The following is a 26,489-nucleotide window of genomic DNA, read 5'->3' as shown; positions in this document are numbered from 1 at the left end:
AATATTATATTTGATCTTATGGAAACAATTAAGGTAAATACCAGTCAGCACGTCGCTATTGATTATCCCGTTGCCGGATTAGGGGAACGGATTGCTGCAAGACTCATAGACCTGGCTGCTTTTTTTGGATTATATATCTTATTTGCCGTTTTGGGGATGTTAACAGGCGAGGGAACCACTATTATTGTTTTGCTGATCCTCCTTGGTACCCTTTATGTTTTTTATAACCTCATTTGTGAGGTATTTATGAATGGGCAGAGTGTTGGAAAAAGATTAATGAAGATCAAGGTCATCAGCTTAGACGGAAGTCAGGCTAGTATCGGGCAATATTTTATCCGGTGGTTGTTCAGGCTGGTAGATTTTGTACTGACTGCCCAGATTGGTGGTTTAATTGCGATAGCTCTATCAGATCATAAGCAACGGATCGGAGATATGGTGGCCGGAACCACCTTGATTAAAACCGTTCAGCGAACCAATATTGATCAGATTGCTTTTCATCCGGTCCAGGAAGAATATACCCCTGTTTTCAAAAATGCGGATCTGCTAAGCGACCGTGAGATTGAGCTTGTACATGAGGTGATCCGCACCTATTATAAAACATTTAATACGGATCTGATTTATGCCATGTCTGCAAAGCTCACCGGACTTTTAGCCGTCAGTCTGCCGGAGGGAATGAACGAGCTTAATTTTCTCAACACCGTTATTAAAGACTACAACTATATCACTTCTCAGTCTGAATGATCATTTAAATTTCTCCATCACTACCGGAGCCAGTTTCAGGGCCCAGTCCAGGTACATTTTTGGAGAAGGGTGCAGACCATCCGAAGCGATCAGTTCTTTATCCGATACGACCAGGCGGGATGCGACCGTAATATCTGTATAACTAACTCCCTCTGCCAGGCTTTCTTCTTTATTAATGGCATTAAAAGCATCAATATCCGAAGAGACGAAACGGATATCTCTACCGCTTTCCATTCCAAAAGGAGTAAGCCCCCAATCAGGGATGGAAACCACAAATACATGAGTTTCATTTCCATTCGCGAAGGTTATCGCAGTTTGCAGAAGTTCTTTAAACTCGTTGCGGTATTTTTCCTTTGGCTCTCCTCGGTACTGGTTGTTCACACCAATCAGCAAGGTAACCATTGTATATTTCCGGTTTAATTCTGCACTCCTGATCCCATCTTGCAGTTCACTTGTGGTCCAGCCTGTTTTAGCAATAATATCTGGTTTAGTCAGCTTCAGGCCTCTTGCTTTTAATTCTTCTGTCAACTGGTAAGGGAAGCTGCTTTCTAATGGCACATCTTCGCCGATGGTATAAGAATCACCTATGGCTAAGTAAGAAATTTCAGTTTCAGTATTTGTCATCATTTAAAACTATTTTTTGGCAGGTCAATAATACCATTAATCATAGAATTAAAATAGGAATTCAGGAATGTGTATGGGAAGAAAATATTTTGAAGAGATAATTGACTACAACAATTGACCCCGTAATCAGGAACAATATTTTAATCAGTTTATCACTATTTCCTTTAGCGGTATAGTTGGCGACCGGGCCGACAATAAAAGTGATTAACAATGGGATTGTTGGGGGGTAGAGCTGAAAACTTTCCGTGATATTTCCCTGGATCAGGGCAAGAACAGCGCGTTGAAAACCGCAGCCAGGGCAATCAAAACCAGTGAGATATTTAAATGGGCAGGTTAGAAAAAAAGTATCCGCCTGATCTAAAAAAGAAGACCAGGCGGATAGCAGGTATATCATTAACACCGACAATTATGCTTGAGGTGTGGTTGGAGGTTTATTAAACGGATCATTTGTACCGAACGGGTTGTTCGTACCAAATGGATTAGTCGTACCACCAGCATAACCCGGCTGCGCTTCTGCTGCTGAAGGGCCCAGATATCTTGCATCTCCAAATCCTAAGATCGGATAGAATACGATAGGCAATAATAACAGCCCGGCGGTAAAGCCTTCACTCTTACCAAAGCTTTTGCTTAACAGGTTCATTGCCCAGATTCCGAAGTAAATATTTACACAAGGGATCAGCATCCAAAGAATCCAAATGGTTGGCTTACCAATGATTTCGAGCAGGACAATAATGTTATAAATTGGAATAAGTGATGCCCAGCCTGGTTTCCCGGCTTTAACAAAAACCTTCCATAATGAAGCAATAATGAGCACTACGAGAGCGAGATAAATAATCCCAGCAACAGCGCCGATTCCAGCCATTGCGGCTGATTGTTCTGAAGTGTAATCCATAATAGTAGTTTGTTTTTCGAGTAAAGATAATATTTACCACAACAAAACAAAGGGATTACCTTAGCTTTTTTAGTAAAATCAGAACATCTCCATCCGGAACAGACTGGCAATGTGGCCTTTCAGTACCAATTTCACTTCTTCCATATCCAATTCACGGCCCAGCTCTCTTTGCATAGAAGTCACATCTTTATCGTCTATCCCACAGGGAACGATATTCTTAAAATAATCAAGATCGACATTCACATTAAAAGCGAAGCCATGCATGGTTACCCAGCGACTGCACCTTACACCCATTGCGCAGATCTTCCTGGCTTTCTCATTATCCGCATCCAGCCAGACCCCTGTAAATCCGGGGTATCTTCCGGAGGAGATTCCATAATCTTTGAGTGTCAGGATAATTGCATCTTCCAATGTTCTCAGGTAAAGATGAATGTCGGTAAAGAAGTTATCAAGATCGAGGATCGGGTATCCCACAATTTGCCCCGGACCGTGATAAGTGATGTCTCCTCCACGGTTAATTTTATAATAAGTTGCTTTCTTTTCTACTAGGCCCTGCTCATCCAGCAACAGATTTTCGGGATGTCCACTTTTCCCCAGCGTATACACATGTGGGTGTTCTACAAAAATCAGGTTATTGGGTGTTTCAATCAGGGTATTGTTATTCCTGTTATCGGTTTTGACCGCGATTGTCTGATTAAAAATCAGCTCCTGCTTATCCCAGGCCTCCTGATAATCAGTCAGCCCCCAATCTGTGAATTGTACTTTCTTATTCATCATTTGAAAATTAAGCCACTACATAGCCCAACATATAACCATCACTGGTTTTAAAATAGTTGACGCTAAGCTCTCTGGTCCCATCAGGTAGATCAACCAGGGCATTCAGGTTTCCTTCAGCTTTCAGTTTAAATGGCTTGATGTGGATATCTTGTTTAAACTCCAGTCCTTTTCTCCCATTCCATTTATAGATGGCTTCTTTAGCACACCAACATACGTATAGTCCATTGATATTGTCGCCGATCTGTTTTTGCGCAAGTTCAATATCCGACAGGAATTTATGTCTGATGCTTTTGATCTTGTGTTTGATGAGTTCAATATCTACCCCTACTTTTCTGTTTTTACCAATAATCACTGCCGCATAATCATAAGAGTGGCTCAGGGAAATGTGGTAATCAAGATTAGGGAGGAAGGGTTTACCATGTTCGTCCATCTGGCAATCGATATACTCAGAGGTATTGAGCATAGTTCTAAGCAGTACACGTGTACTTAACCAGTGCAGCAAACGTTTCCCATTGTTCAAGGAAGAAATGAAATCCAGCTCATGCTGTTTCAGTTGCAGGCCGGAAAGCAGCTGCTCTTCAGTCTCTTCGATTTTCCATACTGCAAGTATGGTATTCTCGTCAATATTTTTATTAAAAACTACGGGCATCTCTATTTTAGAAAACTATGCAAAAGTATCTTAAATTAATCATAATTTAGCCCAATACTTGATAAAATGATACTTTCCGACAAACGAATTCTGGAAGAAATAGAGAAGGGCACCATCATTATTGAACCTTTTAAGGCCGAATGTCTTGGCACAAACTCTTATGACGTCCATTTAGGCAAATACCTGGCCACTTATAAAGATAGAATACTTGATGCAAAAGCGCACAATAAAATAGAGCATTTTGAGATCCCGAAAGATGGTTATGTTTTACAACCTGGTACACTTTACCTTGGTGTAACGCTGGAATACACAGAAACACATGCACACATTCCTTTTTTAGAGGGTAAGTCGAGCACCGGACGTCTGGGTATAGACATCCATGCAACTGCCGGAAAGGGAGATGTTGGTTTCTGCAACACCTGGACACTGGAAATTTCCTGCGCACAACCAGTAAGAATATATGCAGGAATGCCTATCGGCCAACTGATTTACTTTAAAGTAGAGGGCGAAATTGAAACAATGTATAACAATAAGATCAGTGCTAAATACAATAATAAAACGACTAAGCCAGTAGAGAGTATGATGTGGAAAAACAAATTCTAAGTCCGACATCCCTTATCTTTTAAATTTACTTTAAGCCTCAATATTTGTATATTGAGGCTTTATTATTTGTTAAGGCTATCACTTATGAAACGTAAATTGTTTTATCCTTTTTTATTGATTGCCGGAATCTGCCTGGCTTTTGCTTCCCGAATTGATGGAGACCCCTTTGAGGCTCTTTTGGAGCGGATGAAAGCTTACAATAAAAAGTATGCACAGGAAAAGGTTCACCTTCATCTGGATAAACCATATTATGCGGTAGGAGATAACATCTGGTTTAAAGCCTATATCATCAATACGGAAACTCAGGAACCTTCAGACATTAGCAGAATCCTCTATGTAGAGCTGATCAATGAGAGGGATTCCTTGAAGAAACAATTGCGTTTACCTGTTGGAGGTGGCATCACCTGGGGAGACTTTAAGCTACCTGATTCCCTCGCAGAGGGGAATTACAGGATCAGAGCTTATACGCAATGGATGAGAAATGCAGGCCCTGAATTCTTCTTTGACAAAACTATAAAAATTGGAAATTCCTGGTCCAATACTGTATTTACCAACACCAGCTATACTTACACGAAAGAGAATTCGGGAGAAAAAGTCGAAGCAAAGATTGAGTTTAAGGACAAAAACGGGAAGCCGTATGCGGGCAATGATGTCAGATATGAAGTTCAGCTAAATTTCAGAAGCCTGTTTAAAGGCAAAGCCCTGACCAATGCAGAAGGAATTGCCTCGCTTAGCTTTTTAAATACTCAGCCATCCCTATATAAGTCGGGGAAAATCCTGGCTACCATCACTCTTTCAGATCAGAAGAAAATAACAAAAGAAATTCCGCTCAGGACAACCTCAAAAGATGTTGATGTTCAATTTTTTGCAGAGAGCGGAAATTTTGTAGAGGGGCTTCCAAACAAGATAGGGATAAAGGCAGTCAATGCTTCCGGTCTTGGGGAACAGATAACAGGAAGTATTATTGATCAAAACGGAACTGAAGTCAATCATTTTCAAACCAGGCACCTTGGAATGGGAAGTTTCGTCCTGAACCCGCAGCCCGGATTCACTTATACTGCAAAAGTTAAGTTTTCAGATGGCTCTGAGAAAAACGTGAGTTTACCTTTAATCCGTCCGAATGGATATATTCTAAGTGTAAATAATGTTGACAAAGACAAACTAAGCGTAAAAGTAATACGCTCTGAAAGCCTGAATGATCAAAAGGAGCTAAAACTGGTGGGACAGCATGGCGGCACGATACAGTTCAGTTCGAAAATAAAAGCGGATAAGCAGATGGTAAATGTTTCCATTCCTAAGAAAGATCTGATTGAGGGTATTCTTCAGCTTACCCTGTTCTCGGGCGACAATGTCCCTCTTGCAGAACGGCTTGTTTTCATATACCACCCCGAAGATCGCGTCCTGACCAAACTAGAAACAGAAAAGACCAGTTATGCGAAGAGAGAAAATGTAACCGTCAATCTAAGTAGTACTTATACGGGCCAGCCTGTCAGCGGTTCTTTCTCTGTTTCCGTGACCAATACCACGGCGGTAAAACCCGATCCTGAAAATGAAAGTAATATTTTCAGCACCATGCTCCTGACTTCGGACCTGGTTGGTTATATTGAGAAGCCCAATTACTATTTTATCAATGAAGGTCCTGAAGTACTACAAAACCTGGACAATTTAATGCTGACCCAGGGCTGGCGAAGGATTCTATGGAAAAATGTGATCAACAATACCCCTCCGCCGATCAGGTTTCAGGCAGAAAAGGCGCAAACGATCAGTGGAACCATTACTAACTATGGTGGAAAGCCTTCTCCAAACAGCAAAGTTTCTCTCTTTTCTTCTTCCGGTGGATTTTTTGCACTCGATACGCTTACCGATGCCCAGGGCAGGTTTAGCTTTGATCAGCTGATGTTTCCCGAGGATACCAAATTTATTGTGCAGGCACGTACTGCAAAAGATAAAAAGAGAGTAGACATCCATATGGACATTGTTCCGGGACAGATTGTGACCAGGAGCAAAAATAACGGAGATATAGAAATCAATGTCAATGAAGCTTTATCTGCTTATCTGCAACAGAGCAGCAATTATTTCGATGAGTTGAACAAACGCGGATTATTGGAAAAAACCCTGATGCTGAAGGAAGTTCAAATCACAGAAAAGAAGCAACAGGCAAAAAATTCATCCAACTTAAATGGTGCAGGAAAAGCCGACGCTGTGATTACTGCAGAGCAGCTGGGCACCTGTGTGACGCTAAGCCAATGTTTACAGGGGCGTGTTGCAGGACTGATTGTCCGGAATGGCCAGGCTTATCTGATGAGAAACGGAGGAAGCATACCAATGACCGTGATGATGGATGGGATGAATATGGGTTCAGATTTTCTGGACAACATCAACCCTGTAGATATAGAAACCATTGAGGTACTCAAATCTATAGGAAACACTGCCATCTATGGGATGAATGGTGGTGGAGGTGTTCTGGTCATTACCACCAAACGTGGTGGCGGAAATTACAGCAATGTTTTTACTCCCGGCATCACCACCTATTCTCCGAAAGGCTTTTATATTCCAAGAGAATTTTATGCTCCTAAATACGATGCTGCAGTTCCTGACCGTAAGCCAGACTTAAGAAGTACTGTTTACTGGGCAGCTCAGGTCCCTACCAATGAGCAAGGTAAATCGTCGTTCAATTTCTTTAATACCGATGAACCCGGAACTTATAGGGTTGTAATCGAAGGGATGGATTATATGGGACGCCTGGGAAGAGCCGTTTATACCTATGAAGTAAAATAAACTGATATATATGAATACCATTAAAGTCACGATAAAAGACCATTTAGCACTAATTACATTAGACCGCGGAAGATCTAATGCCCTGAACCGCGAAATGATTACCGAACTGAATGACATGCTGAACAATATTGTTTCAGATCAAAACATTGCAGGAGCCATCATCACCGGTAAAGAGAATTTCTTTTCTGCCGGATTGGACCTGATTGAACTTTACAATTATTCCGAAGCCGAGGCAGAATCATTCTGGCATCTGTTTCTGGACTTTATCGCCAACATTACCTCTTTCAGAAAACCACTGGTAGCCGCTATAAACGGGCATAGCCCGGCGGGGGGATGTGTGATTGCATTGGCTTGTGATTATCGGATTATGGCAGAAGGGAAAGCCATTATCGGCCTTAATGAAGTTCCTGTAGGCATCATTGTTCCAAATTCTATATTCCATCTTTATTCTTTCTGGATTGGCAATGCCCATGCTTCGAGAAGTCTGCTGGAAGGAAAATTGTTCACACCAGAGGAAGCTTTACAGGTTGGTCTGGTTGATGAGCTGGTAAATCCGGAGAGTATACTTACTGCTGCGGAACGCAGGATCAGGAAATATATGGGTATGGAGAGAAACACCTGGGAACAGAGCAAACTGAATATCCGAAAGGACCTTATTGCAGCAACACGCGCCAATCAGGATGAAGCACTGGCACTGATGCTGAAACAATGGTGGGCACCTACTACCAGAAATATTTTAAAGACAATTATTGATAACCTGCAAAAGAAATAGACCATGTATAATCAACCAATGTTAAGAGATGACGCTTTAAAAGGAAAAACAATCGTAATTACCGGTGGAGGAACCGGTCTTGGTAAAGCAATGGGCACCTATTTTCTGAAGCTGGGCGCAAATCTGGTGATCACCAGCCGTAAGGCCAATGTATTGGAAAAGACTGCTGCTGAAATGGAAAAAGAAACAGGTGGAAGAGTTTTGGCCGTTGCCTGTGATGTACGTGAGTATGAACAGGTAGAGCATGTTCTGGCTGAAACCATTAAAACCTTTGGTAAGGTAGATGGCTTATTGAATAATGCTGCCGGTAATTTTATCTCGCCAACAGAACGTTTGTCTGCCAATGCTTTCTCTACAGTAATTGACATCGTATTAAAAGGGTCTGTTAACTGCACCCTTGCTTTTGGAAAACACTGGATAAAGGAAAAACAAAGTGCCAGCGTTTTAAATATCGTGACTACTTATGCCTTTACCGGCTCTGCATATGTCGTTCCATCGGCTTGCGCAAAAGGAGGAGTACTGGCAATGACCCGTTCATTAGCCGTGGAATGGGGGAAATATGGCATCCGGACAAATGCAATTGCTCCCGGCCCATTTCCTACAAAAGGCGCATGGGATCGTTTACTTCCCGGGGATCTCGCTGAAAAGTTTGATTTTAAAAATAGGGTTCCATTGAAACGTGTGGGTGATCATCAGGAGCTGGCCAATCTGGCTGCTTTCCTGATCAGCGATTTCGCGGGTTACATTAATGGAGAAGTGATTAGTATTGATGGAGGCGAATGGCTACAAGGTGCCGGTCAGTTTAACGGGCTGGAGGCTATTCCAAATGAGATGTGGGATATGTTTGCACAAATGACAAAATCAGCTAAAGGCAGTTAAACCTTTAGCTGATTTTATCCTTACCATCTGATTAAAGCACTGGCCCAGGTAAAACCTGAACCAAAGGCGGCCAGGCAAACCAGGTCGCCTTCTTTAATTTTCCCTGCCTCCCATGCTTCGCATAACGCAATCGGCACAGAAGCAGCGGTTGTATTTCCGTATTTCTGGATGTTATTAAACACTTTATCATCCGGCAACCCCAGCAATTGCTGTACATACTGACTGATCCTCAGGTTGGCCTGATGAGGAACCAGCATGTCGATATCTTCAGGTTGAAGGTTATTTGCCGTTAAGGCTTCTTTAATTACTTCAGGAAATTTCACGACTGCTTTTTTAAATACTGCGGGTCCATCCATATAAGGCAGGGCTGCACCGTTTTCCAGTTGTTCGGTAGTCATAAATAATCCACCAAGCTCCTGATTCGGATAACCGGGTTTATCTTTCAGCCATTTATTGGCACTTGCACCAGGATAATACATGGCCAGAATTTCGGCATCAGCTCCATCACTATGTAAGTGAGTACTCATGATTCCCTGTCCGTCTTTCTCTGAGGGCTGTAATACTACGGCTCCTGCCCCATCTCCAAAGATGACCGAGACATTGCGGCTACGGGTTTCGAAGTCCATCGCAAAGGAATGTTTTTCACTCCCTACCACAAGAATATTTTTATACATACCAGTTTTAATAAACTGATCGGCAACAGACAGCGCATATACAAATCCGGAGCATTGGTTTCTAATGTCTAATGCCCCAATTTCCTTCATTTTCATTTCCCGCTGAAGCAATACGCCACATCCGGGGAAATAATAGTCAGGACTGAGGGTTGCAAAAATCACAAAGTCGATTTCCTCAGCGGTTGTTCCTGCTCTTTCAATGGCAATTTTCGCTGCTTCCACACCCATTGTAGTGGTTGTTTCTTCCAGTCTGTCAGCAAAGCGGCGTTCCTTTATACCAGTTCGTTCCTGAATCCATGCATCATTTGTATCCATAAAACGGGACAGATCATCATTGGTATAGACATTTTTAGGCACATAATAGCCTATTCCGGCAATTTTCGAACGATGCATCATATTTAGGTTTATTACAAATTTTAGGCAAAAATAACTTTAACTGCAACATTATTTTGAAATTAGCTTATTTTTGTACCATGTCAACAGAAACTAAAGAAGAAACTTTTACATTAGAAGAAATCCTGACCTCCTTAAAAACGGTTCACCGCTTAATTCTATGGAACGATGATGTAAATACGTTTGACCATGTAATTCACTGTATGATGAAATACCTTGATTATTCAGAAACCCAGGCTGAAAAGATTGCATGGGAAGTCCATAATAAAGGAAAATGCGCCGTCCTGGAAGGTTCTTTTACGGAAATGGAAGTTTACCGTAAGATCTTACAACAGGAAGGTTTAACTGTTTCCGTTGATTAATACCTGCTGAATAAGTGTATTTAGCTCTTCTTGGGTAGTCTGCGTTTTATCTTTGGCATACCATCCATGAAGTCTTTCTGCAATCAGCATCATATCGGTACTTTCCTTTTTCCATTCTGCCAGCAGCGATTGCAGGATTTGTGGCCTCGGCCCCCATTTGCAAAGCACCTTTCCTTCTTCATCCAGAATCAGCAGCACAGGAATTGCCCTTCCTCCATTAGTCAGATGTGCATCTATTAAGGGCAGGTTCTTATCCCTCAACACAAACCTAAGACTGATTTTATCCGGGTAGGCACTTGCTATTTTATCAAAGATGGGAACAATCTGAGCTGCATCCCCACACCAGCCTTCGGAGATCACCAAAAAGCGGTACTTATTTTTCAGGCCACTTAGCGCTTCTAAAATTGTAGCATTGAGTTGTACTGTCTTGTCCACCCGGTTCATCCGTTGTACGTTCATCTTTGTATAGTGAAGCATGGCCTCAGTATCGTCTTCACCGGTTGTTTTTTTCGCGAGCAGCAGCTCATTTATCAAATTACGATAGGATGAATAACTCATTCCTTCGTTAACAAAAATATTACTGTATTCCACCATAATTAGCTGTAATAAAATAGTTACGCCTGTTCTTTTTAAACCTCCGTCATGTTTCTTTGTCCCTCTTATATAAAAACACCAAAAGCGAAACACACCGATGAAGAATCTGTTATACAAAGTTGTATTTTTAACCTTTGCCATTTGTACTACAACTGTAAAACTTAATGCACAAACTACCGGGGAAGGTAAGATTACAGCTAAAGTTGTAGATGCCCAAACCAATGAGACCATTCCATTTGCCACAGCCGTTATCCTCGACAGAAAAACCAAGGCATTAATAAAAGGAGTACAAACCGATGTTAACGGAAATTTATCTATGATTGGCCTGCCAAAAGGTGCTTTTACTTTTAAAGTGAGTTATGTAGGTTACCAGACCATGGTTCGCGATTCTGTTTCTATATCTGCGATTGTGAAGGAAATCAGCATGGGCACCATAAAAATGAAAACAGCAAAGGGTACCGTACTTAATGAGGTAGCCATTACTGCACAGAAAAGCACCATGCAAATGGGAGTAGACAAAAAAGTCTTTTCTGTAGACCAGAGTTTAGTGAGTGAGGGCGGATCCGCATCCGATCTTTTGCAAAATGTACCTTCTGTACAATCGGACATCGATGGAAATGTGAGTCTGAGGGGTTCTACAGGAGTTAAAGTCCTGATTGACGGTAAACCTTCATTGATCGCCGGCGGTAATGTCGCGCAGATCCTCCAGTCTATCCCGGCAAGTTCCATTGAAAGTGTGGAACTGATTACCAACCCATCTGCAAAATATGATGCAGAAGGACAATCAGGAATCATCAACATTGTATTAAAAAAGAATAAGAAGCTCGGACTAAACGGTAATATCGCCTTAACTGCCGGAAACCGGGATAATTACAATGCCAATACCAGCCTTAGCTTTCAGAACAGCAAAGTGAACTTATATGGCAATTACAGCTACAGGTATGGAAACCGCCTTGGCGGAGGGTTTAATAACATCAGTTATTTAAATTCCAGCTTTCCAAATGCCTTTGCCAATCAGAACACGGATTCCAAATCCCTGGATAAAGGTCATAATGTAAAAGCAGGCCTTGATTACTATGTGACGGAAAAAGATGTTTTAAGCTTCTCCGGAGGATTTAATATCCGGGACAATGATAGAAATGAGTTTCTAACTATTGATCAGTTAAACAACCTTAAAGACCCATTGGAACTCAGCAGAAGAAACAATTCCAATCTGGGATCAGGCGGAAGTTATGATTTGAATCTCGATTTCAGTCATAAGTTTAAAAAGCCAAAAGAGGAAATTACCTTTAATGCCAGCTTTTCTGAGGGAGACAATAACAACCTTCAGATTTACAATACAGACATTTATAACCTCAACGGCGTTCCCGTTGATCAGCTTCCAGAAATCATTAGAAATGACGGAACAGGAATCAACAGAAACTATAATATTCAGGCCGATTATACCCTGCCAGTTGGAAAATCAGGGAAACTGGAAGCCGGTTACCGCAGTCAGGTTCGCATTGCCGAAAACAATACTTATTCAGATCAGCTGAACAACATCACTGGAAACTACGATGTGAATCTATCGCTTACCAATGACTTCAACAGTAAAGATCAGGTACATGCATTATATGCCAACTATCAGAATCAGGTTAAAAACTTCGGTTATCAGATTGGCCTGAGGGCAGAGGACGCTACTCTGGACACGCGTTTAGGCATGTACGGTACCAACGGACAACTGAGCTCCGTACCAGGAAAGGTAGCTTATACCAGGTTATATCCTAGTATCTTTTTAACACAGAAATTCAAATCAGAGCAACAGTTACAACTGAGCTATAGCAGAAGAGTAAACAGACCAAGAGGCTGGGATACCAACCCCTTTGTAGACGTTTCTGATCCACTAAACTACCGTCAGGGAAATCCGAATCTTAAACCGGAGGATGTTCATGCCTTTGAACTGAGCTATAGCAAATTCTGGCCGAAGGTTACCTTTATCTCCACTGCTTATATGCGTCAGACAAATGATGTCATTCAAAGAATCAGAACAGAACCGGATCAGAACGGGATTACCCTTACTACTCCTCAGAATTTAACCAAAGAGCTTTCCAGCGGATTAGAGCTGATTGGTCGGTTTGATGTTGCTAAGGCATGGAATTTCACTGCCAATGCTAATTTATATCAGAGCAAAATAGATGGGGTTCCCGCCTTTGGAATCGTAGACAATTCAGGATTTACCTGGAATGCCAATCTCACCAATAACTTCGTCCTTCCTTACAACATTACTTTACAGGTTAAAGGAGATTACCGTGCCCGTCAGGTAATGGCACAGGGAACAAGAAATGCGATGTATGGAGTTGACGCAGGTGCCAAATATGATTTTAAAAACAAGACCTCTTCTTTAAGTCTGAATGTGCGTGATATCTTCAATACCCGTAACTGGAGTATGACCACCACTACAACCAACTCTATTGTTGATTTCAGACGTTACATGCAAGGTACCATGGCGAGTTTAACTTATTCTTACCGTTTTGGTAAGACGACCTTCAGTCCTAAAAAAGGCAAAAAACCGGATCAGCAGGAAATGCGTTCCGATGAAGAGTCATTTTAGTATATTTGCGTCCATGGAAGAACGCAATCCCTGGACCACTATTGAGAGCCACAAGATCTATGATAACAACTGGATCGGACTTACAGAGCACCAGGTGATCAACCCCTCCGGAGGTAAAGGAATATATGGCGAAGTACATTTTAAAAACTTAGCCATTGGAATTTTACCTTTGGACGAGGAGTTGAACACCTGGCTGGTTGGACAATACCGCTTCCCTTTAAAAGCTTACAGCTGGGAAATCCCTGAAGGGGGAGGTCCTTTAGATGCAGATCCACTGGATAGTGCAAAGCGGGAGCTGATGGAAGAAACAGGGCTCTCTGCTACGGAATGGGTAGAGATTCAACGCATGCATTTATCGAATTCCGTGAGTAATGAACTCGCGATCATTTATATTGCCAGAGGGCTGAGTATGGGTATTGCTTCACCTGAAGAAACCGAAGAACTCCGCATCCGTAAGTTGCCTTTTCAGGAGGCTTATGAAATGGTATTAAACGGAGAGATCACCGATAGCATGAGTGTTGCTGCCATTTTAAAAACTAAAATCATTCTCCAGGAATCTTCGCTTTAACGAACAATTGACCCACCATGAATAAATTTTTAGGATATATTTTCAGTCCGCTGTTTTATCTCTTCTTTGCGCTGACGTTAATTATTTTTCAACCCATTCAATGGGTATGTTATCGTCTGTTCGGTTATCAGGCACACAAAGCCTCAGTAGATTGCCTGAATTTTTTTCTAACCTATTGCGACCTTTTTATGGGATCCTCTGTTACATTCATCAATGAGCAGGATATCCCTCTTGATCAACCTAAAATATTTATAGCCAATCACCAGAGTATGTACGATATTCCCGGACTGATCTGGTTCTTAAGAAAACACCACGTTAAATTCATTTCCAAAATTGAGCTAACCAAAGGCATTCCCTCGATTTCCTTCAATCTTAAATATGGTGGAGGGGCTAATATTGACCGGAAAGATAGTAAACAAGCTGTCGGCGAAATTATTCATCTGGGAAACAGGATGAAACAAAACAACTGGTCTGCGATGATTTTTCCGGAAGGCACACGCTCTAAAGATGGAAATCTTAAACCTTTCCATGTAGGCGGAATTGCCACACTTCTAAAAAAAGTACCCAATGCATTAATTGTTCCTGTGGCCATCGAAAACTCCTGGAAAATGGTACAGTACGGAACTTTCCCCCTTAGCTTTGGAGAGCGGATCCGCTGGACCGTCTTAAAACCAATAGACTCCACCGGAAAAAACCCGGAAGAAGTAACCCAGGAAGCAGAAAAGGCAATCCGTCAGAAATTAGGCCAGTAAATAGGTCTTTAAATATTCTTATTGTCAATGTGCTTAAAGAACTCGTCCCGGTAGGTGTCTCCAATTGGAATAACTTTACCAAAGATACTGATCCTGCTACGCTCAATGCTTTCGATTTTATCCAGAGCAATGATATAAGATTTATGAACCCTGATAAATTGACCGGTAGGAAGGGTTTCTTCCATTTTCTTCATGTTCTGAAGTGTGATGATCCGCTCTGCCTTGGTATAAATAGAGATATAATCTTTTAGCCCTTCAATATAAAGGATGTCATCCAGTTGAATTTTCTGGATTTTATGTTCTGTTTTCACAAAAATAAAGTCCTGTACAGGATGTACTGCCACAGGTGCAGACATTAGTGGTGTGATTGCTGGTGGAGGAAGCGGAGTAGGTTCCGCAGATTTTTGTTGCTGGTTATGTACCTTTTCTACCGCTTTATAGAAACGATCGAATGCAATAGGCTTTAACAGGTAGTCAGACACATTCAGGTCGTAACTTTCCAGTGCATATTGTGAATACGCAGTAGTCAGGATATAGTTTGATTTCCCATTAGCAATTTTCAGGAACTGAATTCCAGTAAGCTCAGGCATCTGGATATCGAGAAATACCAGGTCAATCCCTCCAGCCTGCACCAGCTGTAATGCTTCAATTGCATTTTCCGTTCTTTTAACCAGTTCCAGAAAAGGTACTTTTGACACATAATCCTCTATAATATCAAGTGCCAATGGTTCATCATCGACCGCAATACATTTTAACTTTGTCATAAATCTAGCATTAATTCACTGGTGTAATGGGTAGCCGAATTTACAATATTTAATTTATATCTTTCAGGATATAACAATTGTAACCTTCGTTCCACATTGTTGAGGCCTACTCCTCCCACTTCATCTTTATTATGTTTATTTTTTTTATTTGTCACACTGAAATGCAGGATCTTCTGGTTGGCAATGATGTTGATCTTGATCGGATCCTTAGGGTCATTCGCCACGCCATGTTTAAATGCATTTTCCACAAAGGAGATTAAAATCAGTGGAACAATATGTTGGTTATCAATCTCTCCGTTCATGCTGAATTCAACTGCTGCCCCATCTCTGAACCTCAGTTTCTGAAGTTCGATATAACTTTGAACATATTCAATTTCTTTACTTAAAGAAACCCAGCTATCATTGCTCTCGTAAATCATATAGCGCATAATTTCCGAAAGTTTCAGAATTGCATCCGCTGTTTTATCTGATTTCTGATATGCCAGGGAATAGATATTATTCAGGGAATTGAACAAAAAATGCGGGTTCAGCTGTGATTTGAGGAATTGCAATTCCATTTCTTTCTTTTCACTTTCCAGGTTGCGTTGAACACGTTCATTTCCAAACCAGTCTATTGCGAATTTAAGCAGGGAACTCACTACAATAAAAAAGCCGCAACTAAATACCGCGATCAAAGCAAATGTGGTAATTGGCATGTAATCCCGGACCCCACTTTCCCATGTCACCAATATCACTTCCGGGTTAAGGCTGGCAATGACTGTTCTGATGGCACTCATCACGACAATTAACAACAGGATCGATCCAATATATAGCCCATATTTCTTCTGCTCTTTAATCAGCATTGGAATTAACAGCGTATAGTTAATATAAAAGATAGAAATATTGATAAGTTGAGAAGATCCGTATCTAATTACAATTGAAGATAAATTTCTTGATTCTTTAGCGATTACGATATCCAGGATAATAATACACAATACCAGCGACCAGAAAACAAGATGTACAATCAGAGGACCTTTATTTTTCATTTAAACTTTGTTATTGACAAAAACTCATAGGTCTAAAAGTAAATTTTTCCAGACGTTATGCGTACCGGCTTTCGACGAACGGGCATTTTTTTTCTACCAAATTGGCAAATAAACCAATCAATTGCAAAACTAGAATAAATAGGCGTTTATCTAGGATAATATGGCCTTGGTCTAAAAGATTTTAGCAGCGTTTTTTTTATTATTCTATTTGTTTCATCAAATCACAACGAATATGAAAACTGCATCTCTCAATATAAATATTATGAAAAAGTTAGCAAACGTATCACCATTCTTACTTTTATTAGTTCCTGTATTCATGATGATGGTATTAACCATTGCAAACAGCGTAACTACTACACAAAATGAAGAAATGGCAGCAAAAGCAACCACTTCAGTAAAAGGAATTGCCAAAGTAAGCACCATTTCTTTTAAGTAAGCATGAAGGATCTGATCATTGAAACCCGGGGACTTAACTACTACTTTGGCACACAAAAAGTAGTTGACGATCTGTCGTTGAAGGTAGAAAAAGGAAGTATTTATGGTTTTCTTGGACCCAATGGTGCCGGAAAGACTACTTCAATCAAAATTCTTTTAAACCTGTTACAATCGCCGGCAGACACTGTGTTTCTATTTGGTAAGGAGATCAACACCAATCGTATTGCCAGTTTAAAACGCCTTGGCGCACTGGTAGAACAGCCTGCAATTTACGCGCATCTTTCTGGCGAGGAAAACTTATACAACAGGTGCATGTTACTTGGTATTAACCGGAAGAAAGCAAAAGAAATGCTGCAGCTGGTAGGTTTGGAAGATGCCGCCAGCAAAAAAGCAGGGAAATATTCTTTAGGGATGAAACAGCGCCTGGGGATTGCCCTCGCTCTATTGTCAGATCCAGAGTTACTGCTGCTAGATGAACCAACTAATGGCCTTGATCCAAATGGGATCATAGAAATCAGAAATCTAATGATTGAACTGGCCACTAAACATCAAAAAACAATATTAGTATCCAGTCACCTGCTGAGTGAAATAGAGCGTATCGCTACTCATGTAGGCATTATCAATAAAGGGAAATTACTTTTTCAAGGCACGATCAATGAACTGCATGATTTGAGCAAGCCCATGATCGAACTGGAAATAAACGACATTGCCAAAGCGCAGGACTTCCTCGAAAAAAATGGCTATCAGGTTCTGGGAATCGCCGACAAGAAGATGACCCTTCCTTTTGTTTCCACAGAAGAGTGTGGCAAACTAAATACTTTACTGGTGCAACAAGGACTAACGGTTTACAGCATTTATCAGATCAGGAAAGATCTGGAGCATTTATTCCTTGACATTACTAAAAGCAATTAAACATGCGTTCCTTATTCATATCCTTACAATCCGAATTCTATAAATCAAGAAAGACACTTGCCTTTTGGGCCGCGATCCTTCTGCCTCTGGTCATTTGCGGGCTGATTACTTTTGGCTTTTTTAGCAATGCAGATAAAATCATTAAAATGAATTATCCACCACAAGCCCTCTGGATGACCTTTAGCGGAGGTGCTCTTGGAGTAATGGGGATGCTGATACTTCCTTTTTATGTAATTTTCATGGCCTTTTCAGTCAATAATATTGAGCATAAGAACGACACCTGGAAGACCTTATTTGCACAACCCCTGAATAAGCTTTCTATTTATGCAGCAAAATATTTATATGCAGTTTTACTGATTTTTATCTGTTTGTTTTTATTTGCCTTCTTTACCATCTTGTTTGGTCATCTTTTGCAGGCATTAAACAGCAAATTTACCTTCAATGGGTTTTCACCGGTAAGTATTCTGTCTAAAGTATATTTTAAGATGTTTCTTTCCTCCTTAGGAATTTTGTCTTTGCAATTTATCATCAGCCTGATCTGGTCCGATTTTCTGAAACCTATGGGAATTGGTTTTGTAGGGGTCATCGCAGGAATTATTGCGGCGACAAAAGGTTGGGAATATGCTTATATGATTCCTTACAGTCACCCTACACTGGCCTTGTCCATGAGCAAATCAAAAAACATGGATGCTATATTTACCCAGGAAATATATGTCAGTCTGATTTATGCGGTTGTCTTCTTTATAGCCGGCTATTTTATCGTAGCCAAGAAGAGCATCAAATAATTTTTAGTTTTAGTTTATAGTCAGAATTGGCGGTCTTAGTACCGCCATTTCTTTTTTGGAGGATTTGCAAGCAATAACAGGTTTAAGTCCGGATGTAAAAATATGATGAGGAAGATACAACCAATGATCATTTCCTGTAAATTCAGGTATTAATGAATAAGTTCCAGGAAAAAAGCGTTTAGGAAACCATCATTAGCGCGCAGCTTACCAACGGGTAAATGAATCGCTAATGATTGCTTCACGATTATTAAAAGACAATTATATTCGGATGAAAAAATTTACAATAACGGCATTAGCATTATGCATCAGTGTCTCCTTATCTGCTCAGGAGCAGGTGGACATGGCTACAGTACAGAAAATACGTCAGGAAGGCCTTGAAAACTCAAAAGTAATGGATATTGCCTTTCAGATCACTGATGTGGCAGGCCCTCGTTTGTCCAATTCTCCCGGACTAAAGCGGGCACAGGACTGGGCAGTACGACAATTCACCTCCTGGGGATTAAAAAATGTTCACCTCGAAGCCTGGGGAAAATTTGGTAAAGGCTGGCAAATTGATAAATATTATGCAGCCACAACCCTTCCTTATTACCATGCCATTATTGGTGCACCAAAGGCATGGACCCCGGGAACCAAAGGAGCGATCAAGTCTGAAGTAATCCTGATCAAAGCAGATACAGTGACAGACCTATTACCTTACAAGGGCAAACTTGCCGGTAAGATCGTGATGTTTGATCAGGTAACACTACAACCCCTGCAAAACAGCTACAAGCCAGATGCAGTGAGGTACACTGACGCTGAGCTGGATAAAATGGCTGATGCCACCGCACAACCACAAGGGCAACGTCCACGTCCGGCCAATAACATGATGGCCCAGATGATGAAAATGAGAGAGGTACGTGCCGCAATGGCCAGTTTTATGCTGGAAGAGCAGGTAGGCCTGATCCTGACTTACGCCAGAGGTAACCATGGAACTTTCTTCACCAGCAACGGCGCTCCTTATGCCCTGGATGCAAAACCGGTTTCTCCTGAGCTGGAAATATCCGCAGAAGATTACCTGCATATGTTGCGTCTGTTACGTGCTGGAGAAAAGGTGGAAGTTGAAGCTGACATCAGGACTTCTTTTTATGATCAGGATCCACAAGGATATAATGTGATTGCAGAGATTCCCGGTACGGATAAAAAATTAAAAGAAGAAGTAGTCATGATTGGCGGGCATTATGATTCCTGGCATTCAGCTACCGGTGCAACAGACAATGCTGCCGGAGCAGCAGTAATGATGGAGACCATGAGGATTTTGAAAGCCATTAACTTTAAGCCAAAGCGGACCATCAGGATTGCGCTTTGGAGTTCTGAAGAACAAGGATTATTCGGATCAAGAGGTTATGTTGCCCAACATTTCGGAGATCCAAAAACCATGGTACTCACCAAAGATCACAAAAAGATCAGCGCCTATTATAATCTGGATAACGGAACCGGTGCCATCAGAGGGATTTATTTACAGGGAAATGCCCAGGCAGGACCTATATTTAAAGAATGGCTTAGCCCTTTCCATGATCTGGGTGCTAAAACGGTAACCATCAACAATACCGGGGGAACAGATCACCAGGCATTTGATGCGGTAGGTATTCCGGGTTTCCAGTTCATTCAGGACCCGATGGATTATAATACCCGCACACACCATAGCAATCAGGATACATTTGACCGTTTAGCTGAGGAAGATTTAAAAAGAGCAGCAACCATTGTTGCCTCTTTTGTATACAATACCTCTGAGCGTAATGAGCAGATTCCGAGAAAAGAATTACCAAAGGCTCCTGAAACTGCAAAACCATAGCATAACATCATAAATAACAAAGAAACCTCCGCTAATCCCGGGGGTTTCTTTGTTTACTTTAAAATATTTTTGCGCTGAAACTTTGAAAACTAAAATATTAGTTCTAAGTTTATACTAAGGTTTTAGTTACCATACTATTGACGAATAGACATGATCCTTAAACCAATTAAAAAAACCGGTTAATACAATAAAAAGATGGACATTAAAGATTTAACAAAAGCAGAAGAACAATTGATGCAGATTCTATGGCAAATAGAAAAGGGATTTGTAAAGGACGTGATGGATTTTTTACCGGAGCCGAAGCCGGCTTACAACACGGTATCTACAATTATCAGGATACTAGAGGTAAAAGGCTTTATCGGCCATGAGGCTTTCGGCAAATCACATCAATATTTTCCGCTCATCAGCAGAGAAGATTACAAGCGTCATGCTACCGAGAAGTTGCTAGGCAACTATTTTGAGAATTCTGTAGAAAGTATGTTCTCCTTCTTTGTTAAAGAAGAAAAATTGGATTTGAGCGATGTGGATGAAATTTTAAAAATGATCAACAAAATTAAAAACAGACCGAGATGAGTTGGGCACATTATATCCTGCAGGCCAATATATACCTGGTATTATTCTATGGCTTTTATAAATTATTTTTGGCAAAAGAGACTTATTTCGTCCTCAACAGGATATATCTGATTTCCGCGGGATTGTGTTCCCTATCCATTCCTTTTTTAAGGTTTGAATGGTTCAGCAAGCAAACTGTTGTGCAACCCATTTATACAGGAGTTGATCATCTGAATGACCTCATGACACAGGTTAGTGTAATCTCGGATACTCCGGAAAAGCTGAATTTTGGCAATTTAATCGTGATTGCCTACTTAATCGGGCTCGCTGTTTTTGCGGTTCTTTTCCTCTACAAATTGTTTAAGGTGCATCGTTTGCTCCAACAGGAGCATACCGGAAATGCCTTTTCTTTTTTTAGAAAAAAGAGAATAGATGAAAGCCTGCCGGAAGTTCCGACCATCGACAGGCATGAGGAAATTCACATCCGTCAATTGCATACACTCGACATCCTCTTCTTTGAATTACTGGGCATTTTCACCTGGTTTAATCCCATCATTTATTTATATAAGCATACCATTAAAAACATTCATGAATACCTGGCGGATGAGGAAGCTGCTAAGTTTCAGGGCGACAAAGAGCAATATGCATTGCTCCTTTTAAGCAGGGCCTTTGGCATTGCTCCGAATAGCCTTACTAATACTTTCTTTAATAAATCACTGATAAAAAAGAGAATATTTATGCTTCATAAACAAAGATCAAAGAAAACCGCTATATTAAAATATGGCCTGTTTTTACCTCTTTTTGCCATCACACTCGTCCTATCGTCTGCCACTATCCGCAGTAACGAAAATATCATTGCTGTAACAGAAGAGATTCCCTTAAATACTCCCTTAAACGTTGTAAAAGAAGTCATGTCTGCACCTATAGAAATTGCGGTATCGAATATGAAGACAAGTGAAGTTAGCCCACAAAACGTAACTGACCCTGCATGGCAAAACTTTTACACGCACCTTAAGCGCCATATCAGATATCCAACAGAAGCTTACGACAATGACCTTCAGGGAAACAGCCAGATCAAATTTAGCCTGAAGGATGGACAAATTGGAGCGATCAGCGTAGTCAACAAACTAGGTGGAGGAATTGAACCCGAAATCATGAGGGTGATACTGAGCTACAATGATTTTAAAACCAGCCAGAATGGTAACTATTCATTGCCTGTTTCCTTTGTCATTTCCGGAGCGAACAGTCCTAAAAAGAATCCAAAACTAAGTCTGGTTAAAGGGTATAAAGCCTTGAACACGGTCACCCTTATGGGATATAAAGAAGCCCCAGCAAATACAACTTCCCTTTCATTGGACGAGGTTCGGATAGATCCGAATGACCATAAAGTTTATAACTTTGTTTCAATCGAAAAAGCACCTGAATTTCCAGGAGGAATGCAAATGTTTTATGCTTATTTAAAGAAGACCGTTAAATATCCTGCTGAGGCTATCAGCAGTAAAGTAGAGGGAAAAGTATTTCTATCTTTTATTGTAGAGAAAGACGGAAAACTTGAGGACATCAAGGTAGAAAGAACGCTCGGTTCAGGAACAGATGAAGAAGCGGTAAGGGTGCTGGCTGAATCTCCTAAATGGAATCCAGGAATTGTTAAAGGTAAGGCAGTGCGGGTAAAGTATAACATTCCTATCAGCTTTTCACTGCATCATTCCAAGGCACCTGCTGGAAACAAAGTAGGTAAAGTAATTGGATTGAGCACCACACAAGATGCGGGCTTGAAAATAAAGCTTAGCGCCCTTGCCGGGGATAAAGCCCCTTTAATCCTTTTAGATGGCAAGAAATACGAGCAGGATATCAATGCAATCAATCCAGACGATATTGCCTCAATTGAAGTCTTAAAGAGTCCATCTGCTACTACACTTTATGGTTCGGCAGGTGCTGATGGTGCCATCCGAATCAATACAAAAACTGCTTTGAAAGCGAAACAAAACGAAGACAAAAAAGATTAAAGACCATACCCCAAACTCCCCCTTAATGCACGAAAGCCCAGCTAAATAGCCGGGCTTTCGTGTTAAATATCCTTGTCTCGTTAGCTAAATTTATTAAATATCTTCCTCAGATACAAATTTTGCGGACAAATAATCTCTATTCATGCGTGCAATATTCTCTAAAGAAATTCCTTTAGGGCATTCTGCTTCACAAGCACCGGTATTGGTACAGTTACCAAAACCTTCGGCATCCATCTGTGCGACCATGCTCTGTACCCTGCGGTAGCGTTCAGGCTGTCCCTGAGGCAGTTGTGCCAGTTGAGAAATTTTAGCTGATACAAAAAGCATTGCAGAAGCATTTTTACAGGTTGCCACACAAGCACCGCAGCCGATACATGCTGCCGCTTCGAAAGCTGAATCAGCCTGTACTTTTGGAATAGGCAGGTTGTTGGCATCCTGTGCATTCCCTGTATTCACAGAAATAAAGCCTCCAGCCGCAATAACCCTGTCAAACGCAGACCTATCTACCGTTAAGTCTTTCACTACCGGAAAAGCCTTCGCTCTCCATGGTTCTACAACGATGGTATCTCCATCTTTAAAAGAACGCATGTGCAGCTGGCAGGTAGTGATTCCTTCCTTTGGTCCGTGAGGTCTGCCATTGATAAACATCGAACAGGCACCACAAATCCCCTCTCTACAATCGTGATCAAACACAACCGGCTCGTCACCCTTAGAAATCAGTTCTTCGTTCAATACATCAAACATTTCTAAGAAGGACATATCAGGAGAAATGTCTGATAGTTTATAATCCACCAAACCACCTTTGGCTTTTGTATTTTTTTGACGCCAGATTTTCAGCGTTAAATTCATATTTCCTGTACTCATGATATTGAGATTTTAGTACTTAGCTATTATTTATAACTTCTTTGTGCAACCTTGATGTTTTCAAATTTCAGCTCTTCTTTATGCAGCTCAAATTTAACACCTTCTTTGAACTCCCATGCCGCAACGTAAGCATAGTTTTCATCATCACGCATGGCTTCACCTTCTTCAGTTTGATATTCTTCTCTGAAGTGGCCCCCGCAAGACTCGTTTCTGTTCAATGCATCGATACACATCAATTCTCCCAGCTCAATAAAATCGGCCACACGGCCAGCTTTTTCAAGCTCCGGATTGAACTCATTGGCCTCTCCTGGTACGCGAACATCACTCCAGAAATCTTTACGCAATTGTTGAATTTCAGCGATCGCTTCAGTTAAGCCTTTTGCGTTACGTGCCATTCCACATTTTTCCCACATGATCTTTCCTAATTTCTTATGGAAATGATCAACAGTTTTGGTTCCTTTAATTGCAAAGAATTTGTCGATAATACCTCTTGCACTAGCCTCTGCTTCTACAAACGCTGGGTGATCCTGAGGAATTGGTTTTGTTGCCAGTTCTTTAGATAAGTAAGCACCGATAGTATAAGGAATTACAAAGTAACCATCCGCTAAGCCTTGCATTAACGCAGAAGCACCTAAACGGTTAGCTCCGTGATCAGAGAAATTTGCCTCTCCCAAAGCATATAAGCCCGGAACAGTTGTCATTAAGTTATAATCTACCCATAAGCCGCCCATGGTATAATGAACCGCAGGGTAAATACGCATTGGCAGTTCATAAGGATCTTCTCCGGTGATCTGCGCATACATATCAAAGAGGTTACCATATTTTTCCTTAATCACCTCACGGCCAAGGCGCATGCAAGTTTCTTTATCGGGATTATGGATATTCTGTACGTTAGCTTCAATACGGCCATAACGTTCTGTATTGGCTTTAAAATCAAGATAAACAGCTAATTTAGATTTACCTACACCATAGCCAGCATCACAACGCTCTTTAGCAGCTCTGGAAGCCACATCGCGTGGTACAAGGTTACCGAAAGCAGGATACCTGCGCTCTAAATAATAATCTCTTTCATCTTCGGGAATCTCTGAAGCTTTACGTGGATCGTCTTTCTTTTTAGGCACCCAAATTCTGCCGTCATTACGCAAGGACTCAGACATCAGGGTTAATTTACTCTGGTGATCGCCTGAAACAGGGATACATGTAGGGTGTATCTGCGTATAACAAGGGTTACCAAAGAAAGCGCCTTTTTTATGTGCTTTCCATGCTGCAGTTACGTTACTGCCCATTGCGTTTGTAGAAAGGTAGAATACGTTACCATAACCACCACTACACAACAATACCGCATGTCCTGAATGACGTTCTAATTCACCTGTAAGTAAATTACGGGCAATAATACCACGTGCTTTGCCATCTACTACGACTACTTCAAGCATTTCATGGCGGGTAAACATTTCCACTTTACCCATTCCTACCTGACGTTCCAAAGCGCTATATGCACCTAAGAGCAATTGCTGACCCGTTTGACCGGCAGCATAAAAAGTTCTTTGAACCTGTGTACCACCAAAAGAACGGTTGTCTAATAAACCACCATATTCCCTTGCCAGCGGCACACCTTGTGCCACACACTGGTCTATAATATTTGCACTTACTTCTGCCAAACGGTGAACGTTAGCTTCACGTGCACGGTAATCGCCACCTTTTATGGTATCATAGAATAGACGGTAAGTACTGTCGCCATCATTCTGATAGTTTTTTGCTGCGTTAATCCCACCCTGAGCTGCGATAGAGTGCGCTCTTCTCGGGGAGTCCTGAAAGCAAAAACATTTAACTTTATAGCCCATCTCTGCCAGGGTTGCTGCTGCCGAAGCACCTGCCAATCCCGAACCCACTACAATAATTTCGATGCTTCTTTTATTTGCCGGGTTAACTAATGGCATAGAAGACCTTAACTTGGTCCATTTCTCCGTTAATTCGCCTTCCGGTATATTTGCATTTAATTCAGCCATTTTATTTAAGCTTTATACGTTCAAAAATTATTTAATAAGACCTGCATAAATTGCTACAGGCATAGCTGCAAATAGTATTGCGATGATAATTGAATACCAGATACCAAATGCTTTGATGAGTGGAGTATATTTTTTGTGGTTCCATCCCAGCGTCTGGAATGCGGAAGCAAAACCATGTAATAAATGGTAAGCCAGAGAAACCATTGCTAAAATATATAAAATCACTACCCAAAGGGTTTGAAATCTAGCTACCATCACTGCAAAAAGATTTTCGTGACCTGCTGCATCAACAGTTGGGATTCCGGTAAAACGGGAAACTACCCAAAAGTCAGTTAAATGTACAATTAAGAAAATCAATAAGATGGTTCCTAGTAGTCCCATTGATCTGGAGTACCATTTGCTGTTTGCAGCACCATTGTTAACTGCATACTTCACCGGACGTGCAGCCTGATTTTGAAAAACCAAACGTAAACCCTGAATGATGTGTGCCAATAAGCCTGCCATCAGGACTACTTCCATTGCCCTGATCAGCCAATTGGTAGCCATAAAATGAGCTCCTACATTGAAGGTTAAACCACCGTCATTCACGAAGATCAAAGCATTTATAAAGCAATGAACCGCGAGAAATGAAATAAGAAACAGGCCGGTGATACCCATTATT

Annotated in this window: 27 protein-coding genes; 15 read left to right on the top strand and 12 right to left on the bottom strand. The window is 41.1% G+C overall.

Annotated features, from left to right (window positions below):
• Window positions 1-18 precede the first annotated feature (18 nt).
• Window positions 19-741: an RDD family protein gene (locus BFS30_RS11115; RefSeq protein ID WP_069379357.1), complete on the top strand. Its 723-nt coding sequence runs from the start codon at window positions 19-21 to the stop codon at window positions 739-741.
• Here BFS30_RS11115 and BFS30_RS11110 read toward each other — a convergent pair whose 3' ends face one another.
• The 5 genes from BFS30_RS11110 to BFS30_RS11090 form a co-directional block, all read right to left on the bottom strand.
• Window positions 742-1,368: an SGNH/GDSL hydrolase family protein gene (locus BFS30_RS11110; RefSeq protein ID WP_237028738.1), complete on the bottom strand. Its 627-nt coding sequence runs from the start codon at window positions 1,366-1,368 to the stop codon at window positions 742-744.
• A 58-nt stretch (window positions 1,369-1,426) separates the two neighbouring features.
• Complete coding sequence (locus BFS30_RS11105; protein WP_069379355.1) at window positions 1,427-1,759, bottom strand: DUF2752 domain-containing protein; 333 nt, start codon at window positions 1,757-1,759, stop codon at window positions 1,427-1,429.
• A 12-nt stretch (window positions 1,760-1,771) separates the two neighbouring features.
• Window positions 1,772-2,257 carry a DUF5684 domain-containing protein gene (locus tag BFS30_RS11100; RefSeq protein ID WP_069379354.1) on the bottom strand — a complete coding sequence of 162 codons (486 nt, stop codon included), beginning with the start codon at window positions 2,255-2,257 and terminating at the stop codon, window positions 1,772-1,774.
• 78 nt (window positions 2,258-2,335) lie between these two features.
• Window positions 2,336-3,031: a lipoyl(octanoyl) transferase LipB gene (gene lipB, locus BFS30_RS11095; RefSeq protein WP_069379353.1), complete on the bottom strand. Its 696-nt coding sequence runs from the start codon at window positions 3,029-3,031 to the stop codon at window positions 2,336-2,338.
• Window positions 3,032-3,041: 10 nt separating this feature from the next.
• On the bottom strand, window positions 3,042-3,683 hold the full coding sequence (locus BFS30_RS11090; protein ID WP_069379352.1) for a 4'-phosphopantetheinyl transferase family protein: 642 nt from the start codon (window positions 3,681-3,683) through the stop codon (window positions 3,042-3,044).
• A gap of 66 nt (window positions 3,684-3,749) precedes the next feature.
• Here BFS30_RS11090 and dcd point away from each other — a divergent pair, with 66 nt between their 5' ends.
• The 4 genes from dcd to BFS30_RS11070 all read left to right on the top strand — a co-directional run bounded on the left by dcd (window position 3,750) and on the right by BFS30_RS11070 (window position 8,715).
• Window positions 3,750-4,286: a dCTP deaminase gene (gene dcd / locus BFS30_RS11085; RefSeq protein WP_069379351.1), complete on the top strand. Its 537-nt coding sequence runs from the start codon at window positions 3,750-3,752 to the stop codon at window positions 4,284-4,286.
• 84 nt (window positions 4,287-4,370) lie between these two features.
• On the top strand, window positions 4,371-7,064 hold the full coding sequence (locus BFS30_RS11080; protein WP_069379350.1) for a carboxypeptidase-like regulatory domain-containing protein: 2,694 nt from the start codon (window positions 4,371-4,373) through the stop codon (window positions 7,062-7,064).
• A gap of 10 nt (window positions 7,065-7,074) precedes the next feature.
• The gene (locus tag BFS30_RS11075) at window positions 7,075-7,836 is read left to right on the top strand and encodes an enoyl-CoA hydratase/isomerase family protein (protein ID WP_069379349.1); all 762 of its coding nucleotides are present in this window, start codon (window positions 7,075-7,077) and stop codon (window positions 7,834-7,836) included.
• A 3-nt stretch (window positions 7,837-7,839) separates the two neighbouring features.
• On the top strand, window positions 7,840-8,715 hold the full coding sequence (locus tag BFS30_RS11070; protein WP_069379348.1) for an SDR family oxidoreductase: 876 nt from the start codon (window positions 7,840-7,842) through the stop codon (window positions 8,713-8,715).
• Window positions 8,716-8,735: 20 nt separating this feature from the next.
• Here the strand turns inward: BFS30_RS11070 and BFS30_RS11065 are convergent, their stop codons facing one another.
• Complete coding sequence (locus BFS30_RS11065; protein WP_237028737.1) at window positions 8,736-9,785, bottom strand: 3-oxoacyl-ACP synthase III family protein; 1,050 nt, start codon at window positions 9,783-9,785, stop codon at window positions 8,736-8,738.
• 77 nt (window positions 9,786-9,862) lie between these two features.
• On the opposite strand from BFS30_RS11065, the gene BFS30_RS11060 reads away from it, so the two are divergent.
• Window positions 9,863-10,144 (top strand): ATP-dependent Clp protease adaptor ClpS, encoded by a 282-nt coding sequence (locus BFS30_RS11060; protein ID WP_048907811.1) that lies wholly within the window; start codon window positions 9,863-9,865, stop codon window positions 10,142-10,144.
• Here BFS30_RS11060 and BFS30_RS11055 read toward each other — a convergent pair.
• Complete coding sequence (locus BFS30_RS11055; RefSeq protein ID WP_069379347.1) at window positions 10,124-10,738, bottom strand: thioredoxin family protein; 615 nt, start codon at window positions 10,736-10,738, stop codon at window positions 10,124-10,126. The two genes, BFS30_RS11060 and BFS30_RS11055, sit on opposite strands and share 21 nt — an antisense overlap.
• Before the next feature lie 97 nt (window positions 10,739-10,835).
• Between BFS30_RS11055 and BFS30_RS11050 the strand changes: the two genes are divergently transcribed.
• From BFS30_RS11050 to BFS30_RS11040, 3 genes are read left to right on the top strand one after another with little or no spacing between them, the layout of a single operon-like run.
• Window positions 10,836-13,328, top strand: a complete 2,493-nt coding sequence (locus tag BFS30_RS11050) for a TonB-dependent receptor domain-containing protein (protein ID WP_069379346.1) — start codon at window positions 10,836-10,838, stop codon at window positions 13,326-13,328.
• A 13-nt stretch (window positions 13,329-13,341) separates the two neighbouring features.
• Window positions 13,342-13,896 (top strand): NUDIX domain-containing protein, encoded by a 555-nt coding sequence (locus tag BFS30_RS11045; protein ID WP_069379345.1) that lies wholly within the window; start codon window positions 13,342-13,344, stop codon window positions 13,894-13,896.
• 17 nt (window positions 13,897-13,913) lie between these two features.
• Window positions 13,914-14,648 (top strand): lysophospholipid acyltransferase family protein, encoded by a 735-nt coding sequence (locus BFS30_RS11040; RefSeq protein ID WP_069379344.1) that lies wholly within the window; start codon window positions 13,914-13,916, stop codon window positions 14,646-14,648.
• Window positions 14,649-14,656: 8 nt separating this feature from the next.
• On the opposite strand, the gene BFS30_RS11035 is transcribed toward BFS30_RS11040, so the two are convergent.
• Window positions 14,657-15,412 (bottom strand): LytR/AlgR family response regulator transcription factor, encoded by a 756-nt coding sequence (locus BFS30_RS11035; RefSeq protein WP_069379343.1) that lies wholly within the window; start codon window positions 15,410-15,412, stop codon window positions 14,657-14,659.
• Entirely contained in the window at window positions 15,409-16,437 is a 1,029-nt protein-coding gene (locus tag BFS30_RS11030; RefSeq protein WP_069379342.1) for a sensor histidine kinase, read from the bottom strand. Before BFS30_RS11030 ends, BFS30_RS11035 begins: the two co-directional genes overlap by 4 nt.
• Before the next feature lie 232 nt (window positions 16,438-16,669).
• Between BFS30_RS11030 and BFS30_RS11025 the strand changes: the two genes are divergently transcribed.
• From BFS30_RS11025 to BFS30_RS11000, 6 genes are all read left to right on the top strand, one after another.
• Window positions 16,670-16,873, top strand: a complete 204-nt coding sequence (locus BFS30_RS11025; RefSeq protein ID WP_069379341.1) for a hypothetical protein — start codon at window positions 16,670-16,672, stop codon at window positions 16,871-16,873.
• A 2-nt stretch (window positions 16,874-16,875) separates the two neighbouring features.
• On the top strand, window positions 16,876-17,784 hold the full coding sequence (locus BFS30_RS11020; protein ID WP_069379340.1) for an ABC transporter ATP-binding protein: 909 nt from the start codon (window positions 16,876-16,878) through the stop codon (window positions 17,782-17,784).
• A gap of 2 nt (window positions 17,785-17,786) precedes the next feature.
• A complete protein-coding gene (locus tag BFS30_RS11015; protein WP_069379339.1) occupies window positions 17,787-18,569 on the top strand; it encodes an ABC transporter permease in 783 nt (260 codons plus the stop codon).
• Between the two features lie 268 nt (window positions 18,570-18,837).
• Window positions 18,838-20,400, top strand: a complete 1,563-nt coding sequence (locus BFS30_RS11010) for a M28 family metallopeptidase (RefSeq protein WP_069379338.1) — start codon at window positions 18,838-18,840, stop codon at window positions 20,398-20,400.
• A 195-nt stretch (window positions 20,401-20,595) separates the two neighbouring features.
• A complete protein-coding gene (locus tag BFS30_RS11005) occupies window positions 20,596-20,973 on the top strand; it encodes a BlaI/MecI/CopY family transcriptional regulator (protein ID WP_069379337.1) in 378 nt (125 codons plus the stop codon).
• The gene (locus BFS30_RS11000) at window positions 20,970-22,958 is read left to right on the top strand and encodes a M56 family metallopeptidase (RefSeq protein WP_069379336.1); all 1,989 of its coding nucleotides are present in this window, start codon (window positions 20,970-20,972) and stop codon (window positions 22,956-22,958) included. Before BFS30_RS11005 ends, BFS30_RS11000 begins: the two co-directional genes overlap by 4 nt.
• Before the next feature lie 93 nt (window positions 22,959-23,051).
• On the opposite strand, the gene BFS30_RS10995 is transcribed toward BFS30_RS11000, so the two are convergent.
• The 3 genes from BFS30_RS10995 to BFS30_RS10985 are packed head-to-tail and all read right to left on the bottom strand — an operon-like array spanning window position 23,052 to window position 26,485.
• Complete coding sequence (locus tag BFS30_RS10995; RefSeq protein ID WP_069379335.1) at window positions 23,052-23,822, bottom strand: succinate dehydrogenase/fumarate reductase iron-sulfur subunit; 771 nt, start codon at window positions 23,820-23,822, stop codon at window positions 23,052-23,054.
• A 26-nt stretch (window positions 23,823-23,848) separates the two neighbouring features.
• Entirely contained in the window at window positions 23,849-25,828 is a 1,980-nt protein-coding gene (locus tag BFS30_RS10990; protein ID WP_069379334.1) for a fumarate reductase/succinate dehydrogenase flavoprotein subunit, read from the bottom strand.
• Between the two features lie 27 nt (window positions 25,829-25,855).
• Window positions 25,856-26,485, bottom strand: a complete 630-nt coding sequence (locus tag BFS30_RS10985) for a succinate dehydrogenase cytochrome b subunit (RefSeq protein WP_420488422.1) — start codon at window positions 26,483-26,485, stop codon at window positions 25,856-25,858.
• Window positions 26,486-26,489 lie beyond the last annotated feature (4 nt).

It is taken from the genome of Pedobacter steynii (assembly GCF_001721645.1).
GTDB classification, from domain to species: Bacteria; Bacteroidota; Bacteroidia; order Sphingobacteriales; family Sphingobacteriaceae; genus Pedobacter; species Pedobacter steynii_A.
The sequence above is the reverse complement of the archived record's forward strand: the minus strand, read 5'-3'. Positions and strand labels throughout refer to the sequence as shown.

Coding starts and splice junctions, on each gene's coding strand:
- BFS30_RS11115 (WP_069379357.1), top strand. CDS start 19: ATGGAAACAATTAAGGTAAATACCAGTCAGCACGTCGCTATTGATTAT.
- BFS30_RS11110 (WP_237028738.1), bottom strand. CDS start 1,368: ATGATGACAAATACTGAAACTGAAATTTCTTACTTAGCCATAGGTGAT.
- BFS30_RS11105 (WP_069379355.1), bottom strand. CDS start 1,759: ATGATATACCTGCTATCCGCCTGGTCTTCTTTTTTAGATCAGGCGGAT.
- BFS30_RS11100 (WP_069379354.1), bottom strand. CDS start 2,257: ATGGATTACACTTCAGAACAATCAGCCGCAATGGCTGGAATCGGCGCT.
- lipB (WP_069379353.1), bottom strand. CDS start 3,031: ATGAATAAGAAAGTACAATTCACAGATTGGGGGCTGACTGATTATCAG.
- BFS30_RS11090 (WP_069379352.1), bottom strand. CDS start 3,683: ATGCCCGTAGTTTTTAATAAAAATATTGACGAGAATACCATACTTGCA.
- dcd (WP_069379351.1), top strand. CDS start 3,750: ATGATACTTTCCGACAAACGAATTCTGGAAGAAATAGAGAAGGGCACC.
- BFS30_RS11080 (WP_069379350.1), top strand. CDS start 4,371: ATGAAACGTAAATTGTTTTATCCTTTTTTATTGATTGCCGGAATCTGC.
- BFS30_RS11075 (WP_069379349.1), top strand. CDS start 7,075: ATGAATACCATTAAAGTCACGATAAAAGACCATTTAGCACTAATTACA.
- BFS30_RS11070 (WP_069379348.1), top strand. CDS start 7,840: ATGTATAATCAACCAATGTTAAGAGATGACGCTTTAAAAGGAAAAACA.
- BFS30_RS11065 (WP_237028737.1), bottom strand. CDS start 9,785: ATGATGCATCGTTCGAAAATTGCCGGAATAGGCTATTATGTGCCTAAA.
- BFS30_RS11060 (WP_048907811.1), top strand. CDS start 9,863: ATGTCAACAGAAACTAAAGAAGAAACTTTTACATTAGAAGAAATCCTG.
- BFS30_RS11055 (WP_069379347.1), bottom strand. CDS start 10,738: ATGGTGGAATACAGTAATATTTTTGTTAACGAAGGAATGAGTTATTCA.
- BFS30_RS11050 (WP_069379346.1), top strand. CDS start 10,836: ATGAAGAATCTGTTATACAAAGTTGTATTTTTAACCTTTGCCATTTGT.
- BFS30_RS11045 (WP_069379345.1), top strand. CDS start 13,342: ATGGAAGAACGCAATCCCTGGACCACTATTGAGAGCCACAAGATCTAT.
- BFS30_RS11040 (WP_069379344.1), top strand. CDS start 13,914: ATGAATAAATTTTTAGGATATATTTTCAGTCCGCTGTTTTATCTCTTC.
- BFS30_RS11035 (WP_069379343.1), bottom strand. CDS start 15,412: ATGACAAAGTTAAAATGTATTGCGGTCGATGATGAACCATTGGCACTT.
- BFS30_RS11030 (WP_069379342.1), bottom strand. CDS start 16,437: ATGAAAAATAAAGGTCCTCTGATTGTACATCTTGTTTTCTGGTCGCTG.
- BFS30_RS11025 (WP_069379341.1), top strand. CDS start 16,670: ATGAAAACTGCATCTCTCAATATAAATATTATGAAAAAGTTAGCAAAC.
- BFS30_RS11020 (WP_069379340.1), top strand. CDS start 16,876: ATGAAGGATCTGATCATTGAAACCCGGGGACTTAACTACTACTTTGGC.
- BFS30_RS11015 (WP_069379339.1), top strand. CDS start 17,787: ATGCGTTCCTTATTCATATCCTTACAATCCGAATTCTATAAATCAAGA.
- BFS30_RS11010 (WP_069379338.1), top strand. CDS start 18,838: ATGAAAAAATTTACAATAACGGCATTAGCATTATGCATCAGTGTCTCC.
- BFS30_RS11005 (WP_069379337.1), top strand. CDS start 20,596: ATGGACATTAAAGATTTAACAAAAGCAGAAGAACAATTGATGCAGATT.
- BFS30_RS11000 (WP_069379336.1), top strand. CDS start 20,970: ATGAGTTGGGCACATTATATCCTGCAGGCCAATATATACCTGGTATTA.
- BFS30_RS10995 (WP_069379335.1), bottom strand. CDS start 23,822: ATGAGTACAGGAAATATGAATTTAACGCTGAAAATCTGGCGTCAAAAA.
- BFS30_RS10990 (WP_069379334.1), bottom strand. CDS start 25,828: ATGGCTGAATTAAATGCAAATATACCGGAAGGCGAATTAACGGAGAAA.
- BFS30_RS10985 (WP_420488422.1), bottom strand. CDS start 26,485: ATGGGTATCACCGGCCTGTTTCTTATTTCATTTCTCGCGGTTCATTGC.